Origin of the sequence: Curtobacterium sp. Leaf183, from assembly GCF_001424385.1 — a bacterium.
Classification (GTDB): Bacteria; Actinomycetota; Actinomycetes; order Actinomycetales; family Microbacteriaceae; genus Curtobacterium.
Map to the genome: position 1 here is coordinate 90,884 of NZ_LMPO01000010.1, position 18,115 is coordinate 108,998.

Sequence of the window (18,115 nt, forward strand, 5' to 3'; positions counted from 1 at the left end):
GGGCCGGTGCGACGGCTACCGCCCGAGCGACGGCTCCCGCGACGCCATCCCCGCCACGCCCGCCCGTGCCACGGCATCAGGCAGCGCCGCCAGGAACGCATCCACGTCGGCGTCGGTCGAGGTGTGGCCGAGGGTGATCCGGAGCGCCCCGCGGGCGTCGTCCTCGGTGAGCCCCATCGCGAGCAGCACGTGTGACGCCTCGGGCACGCCGGCCTGGCACGCCGACCCCGTCGACACGGCCACCCCCGCGGCGTCGAGCAGGAACAGCAGTGAGTCGCCCTCGCAGCCCGGGAACGTGAAGTGGGCGTTGCCGGGGAGCCGGTCGACGGGATCGCCGCGGAGCACCGCGGACGGCACGGCGTCGAGCACCCCGGCGACCAACCGGTCACGCAGCGCCCGGACCGAGGCGTGCGGCATCGACGCCGCGACCCCGAACGCGATCGCCGCGGGGGCGTCCTGGGTGCCGCTCCGGACCTGGCGCTGCTGCCCGCCACCGTGGATGAGCGGTTCGACGGTGGCGGTGCGCCCGAGGACGAGCGCACCGATGCCCACCGGCCCGCCGATCTTGTGCGCCGAGACGCTCAACGCGTCCAACCCGGACGCGCGGAACGAGACCGGCACCTGCCCGTAGGCGGCGACAGCGTCGGCGTGTACGGGGACGCAGGCGGCGTGCGCGAGCGCGACGACCGAGGTGACCGGCTGGATCGTGCCGACCTCGTTGTTGGCCCAGAGGAACGTGACCAGCGCGACGTCGTCGGCGGAGGCGAGTCGGGCCTCCAGTCCGGCCAGGTCGATGCGACCCTGCGCATCGAGCGGGACCACGTCGACGACCGCGCCGTCGTGGCGCTCGAGCCAGTCGACGGTGTCAACGGTGGCGTGGTGCTCACCCGCGGCGACCACGATGCGGGGCCGCGGCCGGTCCTGCTGCCGCGCCCAGAACAGGCCCTTGACGGCCAGGTTGATGCTCTCGGTGCCGCCGGAGGTGAACACGACCTCCACCGGTTCGGCGTCGAGCGACGCGGCGACACGGGCGCGACCGTCCTCGAGCAGCATCTTCGCGCGCTGCCCGGCGCTGTGGATCGACGACGGGTTGCCCACGGTCGTCATGGCGTCGGTGAAGGCGGCGAGCGCCTCCGGCAGGATCGGCGTGGTCGCGGCGTGGTCGAGGTAGACCGGCACGGGGACCCCTTTCTGGTGCGTTCCCAGGATAGCCGCGGGTTCTCGTACCCTGGTCGGATGCACGAGACCGCGATCGACACCGCCCAGGGGCTGCGCCTCGTGGACGGCGGTGCGCGGTTCGGCCTGCGCTCCGCCACCGCGACCGCAGCGACACTCGTCGTCGACGGCCGCGGTGCGGTGGCGCTCGAGCGGGTCCCGGACTCGGACCTGTGGACCGGCACCCTCGACGACGTGCACCCCGGCGACACGTACCACCTGCTCGTCGACGGACCCGTCGGGTCGCGGTACGACTTCGACGCGGACCGGCCACTGCTCGACCCGTACGCGCGGGGCATCACCAGGGGCACGGCGTCGCGGTGGACGAGCGTCGCGGTGGACGACGCCTTCGACTGGGGCGGATCGACGAAGCCCGTCGTGCCGCTCGACCGGGCCGTCGTCTACGAGGCGAACGTCCGCACCCTGACGAGCGCGAACCACGCCGTGCCGGAGCACCTGCGCGGCACGTACGCGGGTGTGGCGCACGAGAGCACGATCCGGCACCTGCAGCGCCTCGGCGTCACGACGATCGAGCTGCTGCCGGTGCACGCGTTCGACTCCGAGCGTTGGTTGCAGGAGGCCGGACGCGAGAACGCGTGGGGCTACAACACGCTCGGGTTCTTCGCTCCGCACGCCGCGCACGCCTCGGAGCCCGCACGGCATGCCGGTGCACAGGCGGTGCTCCGCGAGTTCAAGGGCATGGTCCGGCTGCTGCACGAGGCCGGCATCCAGGTGGTCCTCGACGTCGTGTTCAACCACACCGCAGAAGAGGGCCTGCGCGGCCCGACCTCGTCCCTGCGTGGGATCGACGGTGCGAACCGGTACCGCTGGGCGCCGGACGACACCTACTACGACACGACCGGCTGCGGCAACACGCTCGACACCTCGGTCGACGCCGCCGCCGACCTGGTGCTCGACAGCCTTCGGTACTGGGCGCGCGAAGTGCAGGTCGACGGGTTCCGGTTCGACCTGATGGCATCGCTGGCGCGCGACGCCGAGCACGTATTCGATCCGGCGCACCCGGTGCTCGACCGGATCCGCACCGATCCGGACCTGCAGGACGTGCTGGTCATCGCCGAACCGTGGGACGTGGGTCCCGACGGCTGGCGGACCGGTCACTTCGGTGCCAGGACCACCGAGTGGAACGACGGTTTCCGCAACACGGTGCGGCAGTTCTGGCTGACGGACATCGCCCAGGAGCGCCGGACGGGCGTCCCCGGTGCCGGCATCGGGGCGCTCGCCGGCGCGCTGACGGGGTCGCGCCACCTGTTCGGCGTCGACCGCGGCCCGCTGTCCGGGGTGAACTTCGTGACCGCACACGACGGGTTCACGCTGCACGACCTGACCGCCTACGACCGGAAGCACAACGCGGCCAACGGCGAGGACGACCGCGACGGGTCGGACGACAACCGCTCGTTCAACCACGGCGTCGAGGGCCCGACCGAGGACCGCGGCGTCCGTGCGGCTCGGGGCCGGTCGATGCGCAACCTGCTCGGCACGCTGTTCCTGTCGGCCGGCGTGCCGATGCTCACCGCCGGGGACGAACGCAGCCGCACCCAGCACGGCAACAACAACGCCTACGTGGTGACCGAGGACCTGACCCCGGTCGACTGGTCCGACGACGAGGACGCCGAGTCGATGACCGAGACCGTCGCCGCGCTCACCCGTCTGCGCGCAGCCCATCCGGCGCTCCGACCCGACCGGTACGGCGTCGACGGGCAGACCACCCCCGGGGCCTCGCGCATGCGCTGGTACGGGCCCGACGGCGGGCCGATGACCGGCGAGTGGTGGGACCAGCCCATCCACCGCGCGGTGCAGTGGTTCGTCGCGTCGACCCCCCATGACGACGACGAGCCCGACGACCGTGTCCTGGTCGTGGTGCACGGCAGCGGTCGCACCCGCGACCTGACCCTGCCCGCGCCGGACGACGTCACCGCGTACCGGCTGGCGTGGTCGAGCGAGAAACACCGCGACCACGAGCGCCTGCGGCCCGCCGGCACCGTCTTCACCGCCTACGGCCCCGGCATCCACGTCTTCGCGATCGTCTGACGACCCGGTGCACCCCAGCGGGAGTTGTCCACAGCTCCGGGTTCCGGGGAACACGGAGGTCCCTTCCGGGTAGCGTCTGGTCCGTGGCCACCGCAGACCGACCCCGGCGTCCGAAGATCGGGCGCATCCCGATCACCGAGCTCTCCCCCAGGACGCCCAACGGCTTCCCGGGCAAGGCCTTCGACGGCGAGGTGATCACGTTCGGTGCGACCGTCTTCCGCGAAGGGCACGGCGTGATCGGCGCCGACGTCGTCCTCGAACGACCAGACGGGGGCACCCGCACGGTGCCGCTCACCCTGGTCGCCGCGGGGACCGACCGCTACGAGGCGACCGTGCAGGTCGACCACGTCGGCGTGTGGGCGTGGCACGTCGAGGCGTACTCCGACGACTGGACGACGTGGCTCCGCGCCGCGCGGCTCAAGGTCGCCGCGGGCGTCGACCTGCAGGCGACGCTGCTCGACGGTGCGGCCCTGCTCGACCGGCTCGCCGACGCGACCGACTCCCCCGCCGCCACCCGCGCGGCGGCACGCGTCCGCGACCAGGACCTCGACCCTGCCGAACGGCTCGCCGCGGTCGACGACCCGCGCATCGCCGCCGAGGTCGAGGAAGCGCCGCTCACCTCGCTCCGCACGCACTCCGCCGTGCAGCTGCTCGACGTCGAGCGCACCCGCGCCGGTGTCGGCTCCTGGTACGAGTTCTTCCCCCGCAGCGAAGGCGCCAAGCGCAACCCCGACGGCTCGTGGAAGAGCGGCGACTTCCGCAGCGCCGCCCGCCGCCTGCCCGGTGTCGCCCGCATGGGCTTCGACGTCGTCTACCTGCCGCCGATCCACCCGATCGGGCACACCGCGCGCAAGGGCCCGAACAACACCCTCGACGCCGGCCCGAACGACCCGGGCAGCCCGTGGGCGATCGGCTCCGAGGACGGCGGACACGACGCCATCCACCCCGACCTCGGCACCGAGGACGACTTCCGCGACTTCGTCGAGACGGCGAAGAACGCGGGGATGGAGGTCGCGCTCGACTTCGCGCTGCAGTGCTCCCCCGACCACCCATGGGTGACGGAGCACCCGGAGTGGTTCACGGTCCGCGCCGACGGCTCGATCGCCACCGCCGAGAACCCGCCGAAGCTGTACCAGGACATCTACCCGATCCAGTTCGACACCGACCCCGAGGGCCTGGTCGCCGAGGTCGAGCGGGTGCTGCGGCACTGGATCGCGTTCGGCATCCGGATCTTCCGCGTCGACAACCCGCACACCAAGCCGCTGTGGTTCTGGGAGCGGGTCATCCGCGAGGTCCGCGACGAGCACCCGGACACGGTCTTCCTCGCCGAGGCGTTCACCCGCCCGGCGATGATGCGTGCCCTTGCCGAGGCCGGCTTCCAGCAGTCGTACTCGTACTTCACGTGGCGCAACACGAAGGACGAGATCACCGACTACTTCGAGGAACTCAGCCACGAGACGAGCGACTACCTCCGCCCGAACCTGTTCGTGAACACGCCGGACATCCTCACCGAGTTCCTGCAGTTCGGCGGCCGAGCCGGCTACAAGGTGCGTGCGGCGCTCGCCGCGACGGGGGCGCCGACGTGGGGCATGTACTCCGGGTACGAACTCTTCGAGGACGTCGCCCGCCCGGGGTCCGAAGAGAACATCGACAACGAGAAGTTCGAGTACAAGCCGCGCGACTTCGCCCTGGCCGAGGCCGAGGGTGCCAGCCTGGCGCCGTACGTCACGATGCTCAACCGCTTCCGGTCAGCGCACCCCGCCCTCCGACAGCTCCGCAACCTGCACGTGCACGACGCTGAGGACGGCGCGATCGTCGTCTACTCGAAGCACCTGCCCGGGCGGTTCGTCCGCTCCGGTCGTGACGACACCGTGATCGTCGTCGCGAACGTCGACCCCCACTCCGCCCGTGAGACGACCGTGCACCTCGACCTCGCCGCCCTCGGCCTCGACCCGGAGCAGGCGTTCGACGTCCGCGACGTCGTGACCGGGCAGCGCTGGGTGTGGGGTTCGTCCAACTACGTGCGCCTGGACGCCTTCCAGGAGCCCGTGCACCTGCTCGTCGTGGAAGGACCACACCGATGACCACCGACCCCAACGAGGCCGACCGGACCGAACCCCGGGACCGCGGGCAGGGGCCGAGCGTTCCGCCGGTCCAGCCGCCGCCCCCGCCCGTGTCGGCACGCCCCGCGGCACCCGTTCCGCGGCCCGTGCCCGCGCGTCCGGCACCCGCCGCTGGACTGGCTCGGACCGAGCCGCGCACGTCGGCTCCCGGCGAGGACCTGCCCGGCGCGCGGCTGCCGAAGCGCGAGGCACCCGACCGGGGCGTCGAGGAGTCAGCCACGATGGCCGGACGGACGGCTCCGCTGGACGAGCACGCCCGCCACGTCGCGCCCGAGGCCCCCGTGGACGCGGCCGCTGCGACCGCCGACGCCGAGCCGTCGCCGACCGCCGGAGCGCACAGTGCGGAGCCGGCCACCGCCGCCGCGCCGACCACCGCCGCGTCGGCAACCCCCGCTGCGCCGACCACCGCTGCCCCGACCGGCACCGGTCCCGACTCGCCCGCGCCGCGTCCCGCACCGGTCGAGGAGTGGCTCCGACAGCAGGTCGCCGAGGCCCGCTGGTCCCAGCCGCACGACGTCCTGGGCCCGCACCCCGTCGACGGTGGCATCAGCGTGCGCGTCGTCCGCCACCTGGCCAAGGCCGTCCGCCTGGTCCGACCCGACGGCGACGACGTCGAGCTCACCCACGAGGGCGACGGCCTCTGGGCCGGGGCCACCGCCGAGACGCTCGGTCGCTACCGGGTCGAAGCCGACTACGACTTCGACGAGTCGACCGACTCGGACGACGCCACGTGGACCACCGACGACGCGTACCGGTTCCCGCCGACCCTCGGCGAACTGGACCTGCACCTGTTCGGCGAGGGCCGCGACGAGCAGCTCTGGAACCACCTCGGGGCCCACGTCACCACGGTCGACGGCGTCGACGGTGTCGCGTTCGCCGTCTGGGCACCGCGGGCGACCGCCGTGCGCGTGATCGGTGACTTCGAGGGCTGGGAGGGACGCACCACCGCGATGCGTCGCCTGAGCGACCTGGGCGTCTGGGAGCTGTTCGTCCCCGGTGCACTGGTGGGCCAGCGCTACAAGTTCCAGATCCTGACCGACAGCGGCTGGGTCGAGCGTGCGGACCCCTTCGCGCGCCGCACCGAGGTCCCCCCGCTGACGGCCTCGGTCATCACCCGGTCCGAGTACACGTGGTCCGACGGCGACCGCGCTTGGATGCAGCAGCGTGCCGAGACGACCACGCACGACCGGCCGATGAGCGTCTACGAGGTCCACCTCGGGTCCTGGCGTCCGGGGCTGAGCTACCGCGAGGTCGCGGACCAGCTCATCGGGCACGTGCAGTACCTCGGCTTCACCCACATCGAGTTCCTGCCGTTCGCCGAGCACCCCTTCGGCGGTTCATGGGGCTACCAGGTCACCGGCTACTACGCGCCGACGGCTCGCTTCGGTTCCCCGGACGACCTCCGTTACCTCATCGACCGCCTGCACTCCGCGGGCATCGGCGTGATCATGGACTGGGTCCCCGGGCACTTCCCGAAGGACGAGTGGGCGCTGGGCCGGTTCGACGGCCACGCCCTGTTCGAGCACCCGGACCCCCGACGCGGCGAGCAGCTCGACTGGGGCACCTACGTCTTCGACTTCGGGCAGCCGCAGGTGCGCAACTTCCTGGTCGCCAACGCGCTCTACTGGCTCGAGGAGTTCCACGTCGACGGCCTGAGGGTCGACGCCGTGGCCTCGATCCTGTACCTGGACTACTCGCGCACCGACTGGCTGCCGAACATCCACGGCGGCCGCGAGAACCTCGACGCGATCGCGTTCCTGCAGGAGACCAACGCCACCGCCTACAAGCGCTACCCCGGCATCGTCATGATCGCCGAGGAGAGCACGTCGTGGCCCGGCGTCACCCAGCCGACCAGCGCGGGCGGACTCGGGTTCGGGCAGAAGTGGAACATGGGCTGGATGCACGACTCGCTCGAGTACGTGCAGCGCGACCCGGCGTACCGCTCGTACCACCACGACGAGCTGACGTTCTCGTTCGTGTACGCGTTCAGCGAGCAGTTCACGCTGCCGATCAGCCACGACGAGGTCGTGCACGGCAAGGGCTCGCTGTACGGCAAGATGCCCGGCGACGAGTGGCAGAAGCTCGCCAACGTGCGCGCCTACCTGTCGTTCATGTGGGCGCACCCCGGCAAGCAGCTGCTCTTCATGGGCCAGGAGTTCGCGCAGGTCGCGGAGTGGTCCGAGGAGCGCGGTCTCGACTGGTGGCAGGCCGATGAGCCCGGACACAACGGCGTGCAGCGCCTGGTGGCCGAGTTGAACCGTGTCTACCGGGACACCCCGGCGCTGTGGACGTTCGACTCCACTGCCGAGGGCTTCGAGTGGATCGAGGGCGGCGACGCACCGCACTCGACCATCGGGTTCCTGCGCAAGGCCGGCGACGAACGCCTGGCCGTGTTCGTCAACTTCTCCGGTGTGCCGGTCGAGCGTCGCTTCGGCCTGCCGGTCGCCGGGTCCTGGACCGAAGTGCTCAACACCGACGCGACGGAGTACGGCGGCTCGGGTGTCGGCAACCTCGGCGTCGTCACGGCCGAGGACACCCCGTGGGCCGGACGGCCCGCGTCGGCGCACCTGGTGGTGCCGCCGCTCGGTGCGGTCTGGCTGCAGCTGCAGCAGTAGCGGCGAGCACACGACGGACAGGAGGCCCGGTACCAGCTGGTACCGGGCCTCCTGTCCGTCAGGTGGTGCGTCGACGTCGCCGCGCGGACGACGAGACGCCGACGTCAGTACAGGGCGTTCGCCAGGCGCCGCCGTGCCGCGACGACGCGCGGGTCCTCAGCACCGATGAGCTCGAAGTACTCGACGAGCCGGACCCGCAGCGCTTCGCGGTCCTCGCCGAAGACCGTCGGCACGAGGTCGAGCAGTCGCCCGAAGGCGTCCTCGACGTGGCCACCGCTGATGTCGAGGTCGGCCACCGCGAGCTGTGCGGCGACGTCGTCGGGGCCGTTGCCCGCCGCGGCGCGGATCTCGTCGGCGGTCCTGCCGGCCAGGCGGTCGAGCAGCGACACCTGCGCGAGTCCGGCGACGGCCATCTGGTCGTGCGGGTCCTGCGCGATCGCGGTCCGGTACTCCTGGATCGCGGTGGCGTAGTCGCCCTGTTCGATCGCGTCGTAGGCGGCCTGGTGGTGCGGCGGGAGCGGTTCGGGCTCGAGCTCGCCCTGTTCGGCGGTGTCGTCCGGGGCGGCAGCGCCGTCGACGGCCACGCGACCGGTCACGCCGTTCTGTTCGGCGGCCTGGAGCACCTGCTCGAAGACGTCGCGCACCTGCGCCTCGGGCAGTGCGCCGACGAAGAGCCCGAGGGGCCGTCCGCCGATCACCGCGGCCACGGTCGGGATGGACTGCGCCTGGAACGCCTGCACGAGCTGCGGGTTCGTGTCGGCGTCGACCTTGGCCAGCACCAGACGGCCGTCGTACTCGGCCGTCAGCTGCTCGAGGACCGGTGAGAGCTGCTTGCACGGCCCGCACCACTCGGCCCAGATGTCGACGATGACCGGCACGACGGTCGACAGCTCGAGGACGTCCTGGAAGCTGGCGTCGGTGACGTCGATGACGAGCGACGGCACGGTCAGCGCTGCACCGCCTTCGGTCCCGGGCGCACCCGGAGCCGCGGCGCCGGACGGACCGGCTCCTGGCGTCTGCTGCTGTGCCGGTCGCTGTGCTCGGTCGACCAGGGATGACAGGTCGACAGCACCACGGAGTCCGGACGGGGTCGGGGGGATGTTGCTCATTGCACCTCACTCGCTGCGATCAGGCCCTGCGTGAACCCGAGCAGGACTATCTTGTCGTCCGACCCGACGGCCGGCACGGAGAAGAGCAGCTGCACGCCGTAGGTGGCGCTCACGCCCTTCTTGCTGGAGTCGACGCCGGACAGGGCCTTGACGGCACCCTCGGTGTTCACCTCGGCGCCGTCGGCGGTCGGCGTGACCTTCTCGATCTCGTTCAGGTTCACGGACACCAGGGCGCCGGCACCGTTCGTGGCCAGTGCGACGGCGGTGTCGTCCGGGGACTCGGACGAGTACTCGATCTTGGCGGTGTCGGGCAGGGACGCGGACTTCTTGTCCTTGTAGTCCTTGCCGATCTTGGCGCGCAGGTCGTCGCCGTCGGACCGGAACAGCGCGGCGTCCTCGCTGTCGGTGTCCTTTGACAGGATGTCGCCGTAGGCGGTCGCGACCTGGTCCGGGGCGAGCGCGAGCAGCTTCGAGTCCGAGGCCAGCTGCGCCGCACCGATCGAGACCGGCGCGACCGAGGGGAGCTCGGCGTCGGCTTCGAGCGACACGTCGTACATGACCTTGTAGTCGTCCCGCGCGGACTCCTGCACCAGGGTGAGTGCCTGCGGGGCGGTCTTCTCGTCGTCGGGGTCCGACGCGACGACGAACACGGTGCGCGGCCACGAGTCGGTCTGCTGCGGCAGCGCGACCGAGATGTCCGAGGCCGAGATCGCCGGCGGTGCCTGCACGTCCTGGTCCTTGTCGCGGATCTGGTAGTTCGCCTTGCGGAGCTCGAGCGCCGGCCCGGTGAAGCGGGTCTCGGCGAGCGAGGCGTCCTTGTCGGCGTCGGCCTTCGTCGCGACCTCGGCGACGCGCTGGACGACGCGGTTGATCTGCTGACGGGTGGCCGCGGTGGGCTCGGCCTGCTCGGCGGCACCGGTGGCCGAGGCGGACGGGGTGGGGGTCGCCGAGGCGTCTCCCCCGCCCTGCGGCCAGTACTCGGACGAGCAGCCGGCGAGCGACAGCGCTCCGACCAGGACCACGGGGACGGCGATGAGGGAACGGCGGCCGCGACGCGACCGGGACGGGACCTGCGCACCGGCGGCGGCCGCCCGGCGCGAGGCACGCACGCGCGGGGGTCGCGTCCCACCGCTGCGACGACGCGGGCCGCGCGACCGACGCTGGTGCAGGAACGCCCACACCAGCAGGACGATGCCGCCGAGCACGAAGACGGTGCCCGCCGTCATGAGGGGGCCGACCGAGGGTGTCGCGGTGTCGCTCGGCCAGGTGACGGAGACGTCGGACGGTGCCGCCGACTTGCCGTCGGAGACGACGACCATCGAGACGTCCTGGGGCAGGCGGACGGTGAACTGCCCCGCGTCGTCCCACTCCTGGTACCAGAGGTCGCTGCCCCGGGGGTCGGGGACCGAGGTCCCGCTGCCGGTCTTCCTGCCCACGAGCTCGGACTTGTCGGCGTCGTACCGCAGTGTGGTGTGGGCCGAGTCACCCACCCAGGCGTCGACGTCGCTCGTCTTGCCGTACGCCGCGAAGACCGAGCCGGAGCCGGAGATGTTGATGCGCTGGTACCCGGGGTTCGCGTTGAGCACGGTGCCCGGGATGACGGTCACCGGCGCCTTCGCGGTCGTGGACGTCTGCGCGACGATCGAGGACGGTGGAGCGAACACGGTCCGCTGCGCCACACCGAGGCCGACCAGCAGCAACCCGATGACGAAGGCGACGATCGCCAGGACGAATCGCACGGATCTCTCTCCCTCCGCGCCGGGGTGGGGGAATCGGCGCGCGAACCAACGGCCCAGGGTACGCGAACCACGCTGGAGAACGCATCCCCGTCGCCTGTCCACAGCCTCGAAGGGTGCTCGGCGCGGCACACTACAATCGGTGCGCGGACGGCACGGGGTCGTCCGGCGGGACCAGCGGGAGCGACACGTGGCGAACGACGAGGCAGAGTTCGGGGTCGAGCTGCGGGGCTACCGCAAGGACGACGTCGACCGCGCGCTGAACGACCTCCGCCGCGAACTCATCAAGTCGAACAACGACCGCGCCGAGGCGGCGAAGGAGATCCGGCTGCTGCAGACCCGGGTCGCGGACATGCAGAGCGAGCTCGACGAAGCGGGCACCCCCACGTACAGCGGACTCGGCACGCGACTCGAGTCCACCCTGCGTGTCGCCGAGGAACAGTCGACCCGGCTGATCAGCCAGGCCGACATCGATGCCCAGCGCCTGCGCGCGTCCAGCCGCGCCGAGGCCGAGCGCACGCTGCGGGAAGCCCGTTCCGAGGCCAGCGAGACCCTCGAGGACGCCCGCACCCGTGCCACGAACGAACTCGCCCGTGCCCGCGCCGAGTCCGCCGACACCGTCGAACGTGCACGCTCCGAAGCCGGCATGCACACGCAGGACGCCCGCAACGAAGCCGCGGCGATCCGCGGGGCCGCGGTCACCGAGGCCGCCGAGGTGCGCTCGGTCGCGATCCGCGAGACCGACGCACTGCGGGCCGCGGTCGAGCGCGAGGTCGCCGAGCTGCGCGAACTCGCCCAGCGCGAAGCCGCCGACGCCCGTGGGGCCGCGGCTGACCTCGACCGCGAGACCGAGCACCGTCGCACCGTCTTCGAGGCCGACCACGCCCGACGCGTCGAGGACCTCGACCGCGACGAGCAGACCCGTCGCGCAGCGCTCGAGCGCGAGATCACCGACGGTCGCGCGGCGTGGGAGCACGAGCGGGCCGAGGGCCGCCGCGTGCACGAGCTCGAGCTCGCGACCGGTCGCGCCGACCTGCTGGCCGAGGTGGACGGCCGCCGTGCCGACCTGGCCGCGGAGCTCGCCGACCGCCGGCGCGTCCACGACGAGGAACTCGCCGCCGCCAGGGCCGAGTGGGACCGTGAACTCGCCGCCGCCCGCGTGGCCCTCGCCCAGGAGCTCGAGGCAGCCCGCGCGCAGCTGCGGGTCGAGCAGGACCAGACCGCGATCGAGAACGAGCGGCTGGTGCAGGAGACCCAGGCCCGCATCGCCCGCGAGACCGACGAACACGTCGCACGGATCGAACGCGAACGGGCCGAGGCCCTCGCCGCCGCCGAGCGAGCCGCGCAGGACCACGAGGCCGAACTCGCCGCTCGACGCGAACGCGAGCACGCCGAGGTGGACACCGAGATCGCCGAACGCCGCAGCGCCGAACTGGGCACCCTCGAAGCGGAACGCACGGCACTGCGCCAGGAGATCGACTCCGCGCGTGCCGACCTGACGAAGGAGCGCGACGAGGTCCGCGCCGAGATCGCCCGGGAACGCGCCGACGCCGTCACCACGCTCGAGTCGGAGCTCGCGAACCGCCGCGACGACGCCGAGCAGGAGTACCTCCGCAAGCACCACGAGACCGTCGCCGAGACGCAGAAGTACCTCGACGAGGCGAACCTGCAGCTCGCCGAGGCCACCCGGCGTGCAGCCGATGCGCGCGAGCGCGCCGAGCGCCTGCAGCAGGCGGCGAACGACCTCGAGCGCACCAGCACGGCCGACGCCGAAGAGCACGCGCGCGCGGTCGTCGCCGAGGCGAACGAACGTGCACACCGCATCGTCGCCGAGGCCGAGGCACGCACCGCGACGGAGATCGCCGAGGCCGAGGACCGCCTGGCGGCGATCCGCACCGAACGCGATGCCGTGGCCGGCTACCTCGAGAACCTGCGGGGCGTGCTGTCGCACGCCGCCGGCGTCGTCGACGACGTCCCGTCCCAGGCGGACGCCACCCGCTCCTGACGGAGGCCGGTCTGCAGGCGCTCCACGAGCCTCCAGACCGGGTCAGCTCCGAAGGGGCCGGCCGGCCACCGCCGCTCGCCTCGGCGGTCAGCCGTGCCAGTGCGTGGGCAGCGGGGCGCTGCCCGGGACGACCAGGTCGGCGATCGCGTCGAGCACGATGCGGACGTACCGTTCGCCGACCCACAGGTGCTTCGCGCCAGCCACCGGGACGACCCGGATGTCCGGTGCGACGGCAAAGCGCCGGGCTGCCTCGTCCGGCTGCAGGAAGTCGTCGTGCTCGGGCACGAGGGCGACCACGGGGACCCCGGAGTCGGACCACCGGGCGAGTTCCTGGTCGGTCGTGCGGTGCAGCGGCGGGGACAGCAGCACGACCCCGGCGACACGGCCGGCCTCGACGTGCTCGAGCGCGTGCTTGAGGACGACCTCGGTGCCGAACGACCAGCCGACGAGCCACGGAGTCGGGAGTCCCCGAGCCGCGACGTCGGCGACGGCCGCGCGCAGGTCGAAGCCCTCGGAGACGCCCTCGCCGAAGGACCCTTCGGACGTGCCACGTGGGGAGGTGACCGAGCGGAAGTTGAACCGCAGCACCGCGATGTCGGCGAGGGCGGGCAACCGGGACGCCGCCTTCTTGAGGACGTGGGAGTCCATGAACCCCTGCGCCGTGGGCAGCGGGTGGAGTGTCACGACGGTGCCGCGGGCGGGACGCTCGAGTGGTTCGGCGAGCTCCCCCACCAGGGTCAGGTGGTCGTCCGTGACGAGCTCGATGTCGGTCCGGCGGGCGGGCAGGACGGTACCGGACCGGATCTCCCCGTCGTCCGAGCTGCGTGGGTCGGTCATGCGGTCCTCCAGCAGTGGGTGTGCCAGTGCCGGCGTGACGCCAGGTCCGCGGCGTCGCCCAGGACGCCGTCGGTGCGCCACACGACCACATGGGCGGCCCCGGGCAGGACAGCGCCGCCGCAGCCGGGGCAGACGTACTCCTTCTGCGCCGACGCAGCGGACACGGGCTGTACGGCGTACTCACGCCCACGCCGGAGCTCGGTGCGCTTCCACCCACTCATCAGCCGGTCGAGACCGACGGGCTCTTCGACGTCGTCGACGCGACGATCACCCCGTGGGCGCCGCGGTCGGTTGCTGCGCGGCACCTGCGGGACCGCCGATCAGTACCAGTTGAAGGACTGGCTGTGTCCCCAGGCCCCACACGGGGTGCCGTAGACGCCGGAGATGTAGTTGAGACCCCAGGTGATCTGCGTCGCCGGGTTGGTCTGCCAGTCAGCGCCGGCCGTGGCCATCTTGCTGCCGGGCAGGGCCTGCGGGATGCCGTACGCACCGCTCGGGTTGTAAGCGTTGACGCGCCAGCCCGACTCCTTGTTCCACAGGGAGACGAGGCAGCTGTACTGGTCGCTCCCCCACCCGCGCGCGGCGACGAGCTGCTGTGCGATGGCCTGGGCGCTGCCCGGGTCGGGCGTCGCCGCGGACGGCGCGATCGCGTTCGTCGGGGTGACTGCGGTCTTCGTCGACGTCGACGTCGTCTTCGTGGTGTCCGTCGTGGTGTCGTCGGCGACGACCGGGGCGGGAGCGACCACCTTGGGCGCGGGCTTCGTGATGTCGTAGCCGTCACGCGAGACGTCGAACGCGGCGTAGGCACCGTGCGCGGAGAACTCCTGCGGAGCGGCCGGTGCCTTGGTCAGGACCGGGGTCGTCACCGCGGCCTGGGCGACGTCGGCCTGCAGCGGATTGAACAGCGACCCGCCGGCCATGAGCGACACCGCGAAGAAGGACAGCGCCGGGATGGTGGCGCGGCGTCGCATGAAGCCGTTGAGCGTGACCGGGGCCTTCGCCGTCGCGGACCTCGCCGGACGGACCGCTGCGCGACGCTGCTTCACGATGCGCGGGTCGGACGGCGTCGCGGGGACGGCGTGCGCGAGGTCCGGGCTGACCCGGTTCGCCGCAACCGACTTCGGCGCGATCGGGGTGGGGACCGGCGTCGCGACCGCGGCTGTCGCCGGGGTCGATGCGTTCGCCGGAGCAACCGAGGTGTCCGCGGTGCGGATTCGGTTCTGTGCCGCGCGGCGCTCGCTGACCACGGGGTGGTCGAACTGCTGCCGGGATGCGCGGTCGGATCGAATGTCTGCCGTGTGCCTGCCCATGAGTTCGACCAGGATAACGGAACGATCACGGAAAGCGAAGCGCATCCGACCAGCGCGTCGCCGACGGGGTCAGCGGACGGCGAGCATGACCTCGACGACCGCGTCGAGGAGCGCGTCGACCTGGGCCTCGCGGTAGCCGCCGTGCTTGGGCCGGAACACGATCGACCGGACCTCGGTCAGGCTGAGCGGCTTGCCGTCGCGGAAGTAGCCGCCCAGTCGCTGCGCGAACGCGTCGACGTCCTTCGGGTGGTACCCCGTCGCGAGCACGTTCACCCGGTGGAACCGCTGGCCGTCCGGCCGCTCGAGCCGCGCGACGACGTCCGAGGCCTTCGTGCGGGCCTCGGCGTACCAGGTCTTCTGACCCGACTCGGCGATCTCGCGTTCGCGCTCACGCGTGGCGAAGGCGTCCTCGAGGCGCTCCAGCGCAGCGTCGACGTGCTGCGTCGAGTACCCGCCCTTCTTCATCGAGAACGCGGTGGCGCGGATCTTGGCGGCTTCGATCCCCGGAGCGCTGTCGTTCGCCGTGTAGGCGCGACGGGCGTCCTCGAGGAAACGCTCGACCTCGTCGATGTCGTATCCGAGGACCGAACGGGGAGCTGTCGGGAACGTCGTGGGCACGGCGACATTCTGCCAGGACACTCCATCGACGCCAGCTGGACGCGCGGGACGGAGACCGCGGGAGCACTCAGCGGCGGACACCGCAGGAGCACGCAGTGGCGGAACCGCCGGGGGCCTCAGTGGTTGACGATGAGGTACAGCAGGTAGGCGACGGCTGCCGAGGGCAGGATGCTGTCGATCCGGTCGAGCAGCCCGCCGTGCCCCGGCAGGAACGACGAGATGTCCTTGATCCCGAGGTCGCGCTTGATCATCGACTCGGTCAGGTCTCCCAGCGTGGCGGACCCGGAGATGAGCACGCCCAGGATGATGCCGAACCACCACGGCTCGCCGAGCATCAGCCAGGACACCAGGATGCCCATGACGATGCTGGCAGCGACCGACCCCGCGAAGCCCTCCCACGTCTTCTTCGGGCTGATCCGGGGCGCCATCGGGTGCTTGCCGAGGTTGAGCCCCGTGGCGTAGGCGCCGGTGTCGACGGCCACCACGACCAGGACGAAGCCGACCACCCAGAAGTTGCCTCGGGGCAGGGCCGACAGCAGCACCACGCAGGCGCAGAGCAGCGTGACGTAGGCCTGGACGAAGAGGCCGTTCGTCAGGTCGCGGAACACGTTGCCCGCCGACGGCTTCTGCCGGGCGACAGCCACCTCGACCAGTCGCCACACGGTGATCAGCACGATGCCGCCCAGGATCGTGAACAGCACCTGCACCGGACCGCCGAGGAACGCCGCGGGGACCATCGCGATGCCGGTCGCGACACTCGGGATGCGCGGGACGTCGCGTCCGGCGAAGCGCATCGCACTCGCGAGCTCGTACGCCGCGAACCCGGTCAGGAACGCGGCGACGACCATGAACACCGGCGTGAAGATCAGGAGCGACCCGAGCATCACCACGGCGAAGGCCAGGGCGATCGCGATCGCCGCAGGCAGGTTGCGCCCCGTCCGCGCCGTCAGGGCTTCGTTGCGGGCGTCGAACGACGCCCGGTGTGCGTCGAACGACGCGCGACGCTGCCGGAGCTGGGTCTCGAAGTCCTCGCGGGCGGCTCGAGCCCGGGCATCGAAGTCGTGCCGCAAGCCCTTCGTCGCGGGACGGGGATCATCTGCTGTGGGGCGGTCTGCGCCCTCGTCACGACGCGGCATCAGACCTCGAGGAGTTCGGCTTCCTTCTTCTTCAGCGCGTCGTCGATGAGGTCGACGTGCTTCTTGGTGAGGGTCTCGAGGTCCTTGTCGCTGCGTGCGATCTCGTCGTCGGAGACCTCGCCCTTCAGTGCCTCGAGGTCGTCCTTCGCCCGGCGGCGGATGTTGCGGATGACGACCTTGTGGTCCTCGCCCTTGCCGCGGACGAGCTTGACGAACTCCTTGCGGCGGTCCTGCGTGAGCTCGGGGATCGTCACGCGGACGATCTCGCCGTCGTTGGTCGGGCTGGCGCCGAGGTTCGGGAAGGTCGCGATGGACCGCTCGATCTCCTTGAGCGCCGTCTTGTCGTAGGGCGTCACGATGAGCGTGCGCGCCTCGGGGGTCTGGAGCGAGGCCAGCTGCGCGAGCGGCGTCGGCGAACCGTAGTAGTCCACGGGGATCTTCTGGAAGAGCGCGGCGTTGATGCGGCCGGTCCGGACGGTTGCGAAGTCGTCCTTCGCGACGTCGACTGCCTTCGCCATCTTCTCGGTGGCCTCGGTCATGACATCACTGATCACGGTGGTTCTCCTTCGGTACGTCGTCGAGTCTAGTCAGGCGAGGTGTCAGTTGCTGACGACCGTGCCGATGCGCTCACCGCGGATGGCTGCCTGGACGTTGCCCTCGCCCTCCATGCCGAACACGTGCATCGGCATGCCGTTGTCCATGCAGAGCGAGAAAGCGGTGGCGTCCACGACCTTGAGCCCCTTGAGCAGGGCGTCCTGGTACGTCACGTGGTCGAGCTTCTCGGCCGAGGGGTCCTTCTTGGGGTCGGCGGAGTACACGCCGTCGACGCCGTTCTTGGCCACGAGGACCTCGGTGGCGCCGATCTCGAGGGCACGCTGCGCCGCGACGGTGTCCGTGGAGAAGTAGGGCAGCCCGGCACCGGCACCGAAGATGACGACCCGGCCCTTCTCGAGGTGCCGCTCAGCACGCCGCGGGATGTAGGGCTCGGCGACCTGGGTCATGCTGATCGCCGACTGCACGCGGGTGGCTGCACCGGCCTGCTCGAGGAAGTCCTGCAGGGCGAGCGCGTTCATGACCGTGCCGAGCATGCCCATGTAGTCGGCGCGCCCCCGGTCCATGCCCCGCTGCGAGAGCTCGGCACCGCGGAAGAAGTTGCCGCCGCCCACGACGATGGCGACCTCGACGTCGCGCGCGGCGATGGCGATCTCCTTCGCGATGGTGCTGATCACGTCGGGGTTGACCCCCAGGGAGCCGGCGCCGAACGCCTCTCCGGAGAGCTTCAGCAGGACCCGTCGTCGCCCGGTCTTCTCGTCGGTCATGTGGTCGCCCTTCGTTGCGTGCGTCTCGTGGAATCTACTAGCG

14 protein-coding genes are annotated in these 18,115 nt (G+C 71.6%); 4 read left to right on the forward strand and 10 right to left on the reverse strand.

The annotated features are described in order from the left end of the window. Positions 1-15 precede the first annotated feature (15 nt). Entirely contained in the window at positions 16-1,179 is a 1,164-nt protein-coding gene (locus ASG04_RS15050; protein WP_056125993.1) for a cysteine desulfurase family protein, read from the reverse strand. 57 nt (positions 1,180-1,236) lie between these two features. On the opposite strand from ASG04_RS15050, the gene ASG04_RS15055 reads away from it, so the two are divergent. The 3 genes from ASG04_RS15055 to glgB all read left to right on the forward strand — a co-directional run bounded on the left by ASG04_RS15055 (position 1,237) and on the right by glgB (position 8,002). Beyond that, on the forward strand, positions 1,237-3,264 hold the full coding sequence (locus ASG04_RS15055) for a glycogen debranching protein (protein WP_056125995.1): 2,028 nt from the start codon (positions 1,237-1,239) through the stop codon (positions 3,262-3,264). An 83-nt stretch (positions 3,265-3,347) separates the two neighbouring features. Continuing rightward, positions 3,348-5,348 carry a maltotransferase domain-containing protein gene (locus tag ASG04_RS15060; RefSeq protein ID WP_235515564.1) on the forward strand — a complete coding sequence of 667 codons (2,001 nt, stop codon included), beginning with the start codon at positions 3,348-3,350 and terminating at the stop codon, positions 5,346-5,348. After that, entirely contained in the window at positions 5,345-8,002 is a 2,658-nt protein-coding gene (gene glgB, locus ASG04_RS15065; protein ID WP_235515565.1) for a 1,4-alpha-glucan branching protein GlgB, read from the forward strand. Before ASG04_RS15060 ends, glgB begins: the two co-directional genes overlap by 4 nt. Positions 8,003-8,106: 104 nt before the next feature. On the opposite strand, the gene ASG04_RS15070 is transcribed toward glgB, so the two are convergent. Both ASG04_RS15070 and ASG04_RS15075 read right to left on the reverse strand, forming a co-directional pair. Continuing rightward, the gene (locus ASG04_RS15070; RefSeq protein WP_056125996.1) at positions 8,107-9,111 is read right to left on the reverse strand and encodes a tetratricopeptide repeat protein; all 1,005 of its coding nucleotides are present in this window, start codon (positions 9,109-9,111) and stop codon (positions 8,107-8,109) included. Beyond that, complete coding sequence (locus ASG04_RS15075; RefSeq protein ID WP_056125998.1) at positions 9,108-10,850, reverse strand: hypothetical protein; 1,743 nt, start codon at positions 10,848-10,850, stop codon at positions 9,108-9,110. Before ASG04_RS15075 ends, ASG04_RS15070 begins: the two co-directional genes overlap by 4 nt. Positions 10,851-11,037: 187 nt before the next feature. On the opposite strand from ASG04_RS15075, the gene ASG04_RS15080 reads away from it, so the two are divergent. Further along, positions 11,038-12,852 (forward strand): hypothetical protein, encoded by a 1,815-nt coding sequence (locus tag ASG04_RS15080; protein WP_156463700.1) that lies wholly within the window; start codon positions 11,038-11,040, stop codon positions 12,850-12,852. Positions 12,853-12,939: 87 nt separating this feature from the next. Here the strand turns inward: ASG04_RS15080 and ASG04_RS15085 are convergent, their stop codons facing one another. The 7 genes from ASG04_RS15085 to pyrH all read right to left on the reverse strand — a co-directional run bounded on the left by ASG04_RS15085 (position 12,940) and on the right by pyrH (position 18,072). Beyond that, on the reverse strand, positions 12,940-13,689 hold the full coding sequence (locus ASG04_RS15085) for an alpha/beta hydrolase (protein ID WP_056126003.1): 750 nt from the start codon (positions 13,687-13,689) through the stop codon (positions 12,940-12,942). Then, on the reverse strand, positions 13,686-13,994 hold the full coding sequence (locus ASG04_RS15090; RefSeq protein WP_056126005.1) for a hypothetical protein: 309 nt from the start codon (positions 13,992-13,994) through the stop codon (positions 13,686-13,688). The genes ASG04_RS15085 and ASG04_RS15090 overlap by 4 nt, the downstream gene beginning before the upstream one ends. A gap of 15 nt (positions 13,995-14,009) precedes the next feature. After that, positions 14,010-14,999, reverse strand: a complete 990-nt coding sequence (locus ASG04_RS17945) for a transglycosylase SLT domain-containing protein (protein WP_235515566.1) — start codon at positions 14,997-14,999, stop codon at positions 14,010-14,012. A 69-nt stretch (positions 15,000-15,068) separates the two neighbouring features. After that, the gene (locus ASG04_RS15100) at positions 15,069-15,617 is read right to left on the reverse strand and encodes a DivIVA domain-containing protein (RefSeq protein ID WP_056126148.1); all 549 of its coding nucleotides are present in this window, start codon (positions 15,615-15,617) and stop codon (positions 15,069-15,071) included. A 116-nt stretch (positions 15,618-15,733) separates the two neighbouring features. Then, positions 15,734-16,753 (reverse strand): phosphatidate cytidylyltransferase, encoded by a 1,020-nt coding sequence (locus tag ASG04_RS15105; protein WP_082518250.1) that lies wholly within the window; start codon positions 16,751-16,753, stop codon positions 15,734-15,736. Continuing rightward, positions 16,753-17,307 (reverse strand): ribosome recycling factor, encoded by a 555-nt coding sequence (frr, locus tag ASG04_RS15110; RefSeq protein ID WP_056126008.1) that lies wholly within the window; start codon positions 17,305-17,307, stop codon positions 16,753-16,755. The genes ASG04_RS15105 and frr overlap by 1 nt, the downstream gene beginning before the upstream one ends. 45 nt (positions 17,308-17,352) lie before the next feature. Then, positions 17,353-18,072 (reverse strand): UMP kinase, encoded by a 720-nt coding sequence (gene pyrH, locus ASG04_RS15115; RefSeq protein ID WP_056126010.1) that lies wholly within the window; start codon positions 18,070-18,072, stop codon positions 17,353-17,355. Positions 18,073-18,115: the final 43 nt, after the last annotated feature.

Coding starts and splice junctions, on each gene's coding strand:
- ASG04_RS15055 (WP_056125995.1), top strand. CDS start 1,237: ATGCACGAGACCGCGATCGACACCGCCCAGGGGCTGCGCCTCGTGGAC.
- glgB (WP_235515565.1), top strand. CDS start 5,345: ATGACCACCGACCCCAACGAGGCCGACCGGACCGAACCCCGGGACCGC.
- ASG04_RS15070 (WP_056125996.1), bottom strand. CDS start 9,111: ATGAGCAACATCCCCCCGACCCCGTCCGGACTCCGTGGTGCTGTCGAC.
- ASG04_RS15085 (WP_056126003.1), bottom strand. CDS start 13,689: ATGACCGACCCACGCAGCTCGGACGACGGGGAGATCCGGTCCGGTACC.
- ASG04_RS17945 (WP_235515566.1), bottom strand. CDS start 14,999: ATGGGCAGGCACACGGCAGACATTCGATCCGACCGCGCATCCCGGCAG.
- ASG04_RS15105 (WP_082518250.1), bottom strand. CDS start 16,753: ATGCCGCGTCGTGACGAGGGCGCAGACCGCCCCACAGCAGATGATCCC.
- pyrH (WP_056126010.1), bottom strand. CDS start 18,072: ATGACCGACGAGAAGACCGGGCGACGACGGGTCCTGCTGAAGCTCTCC.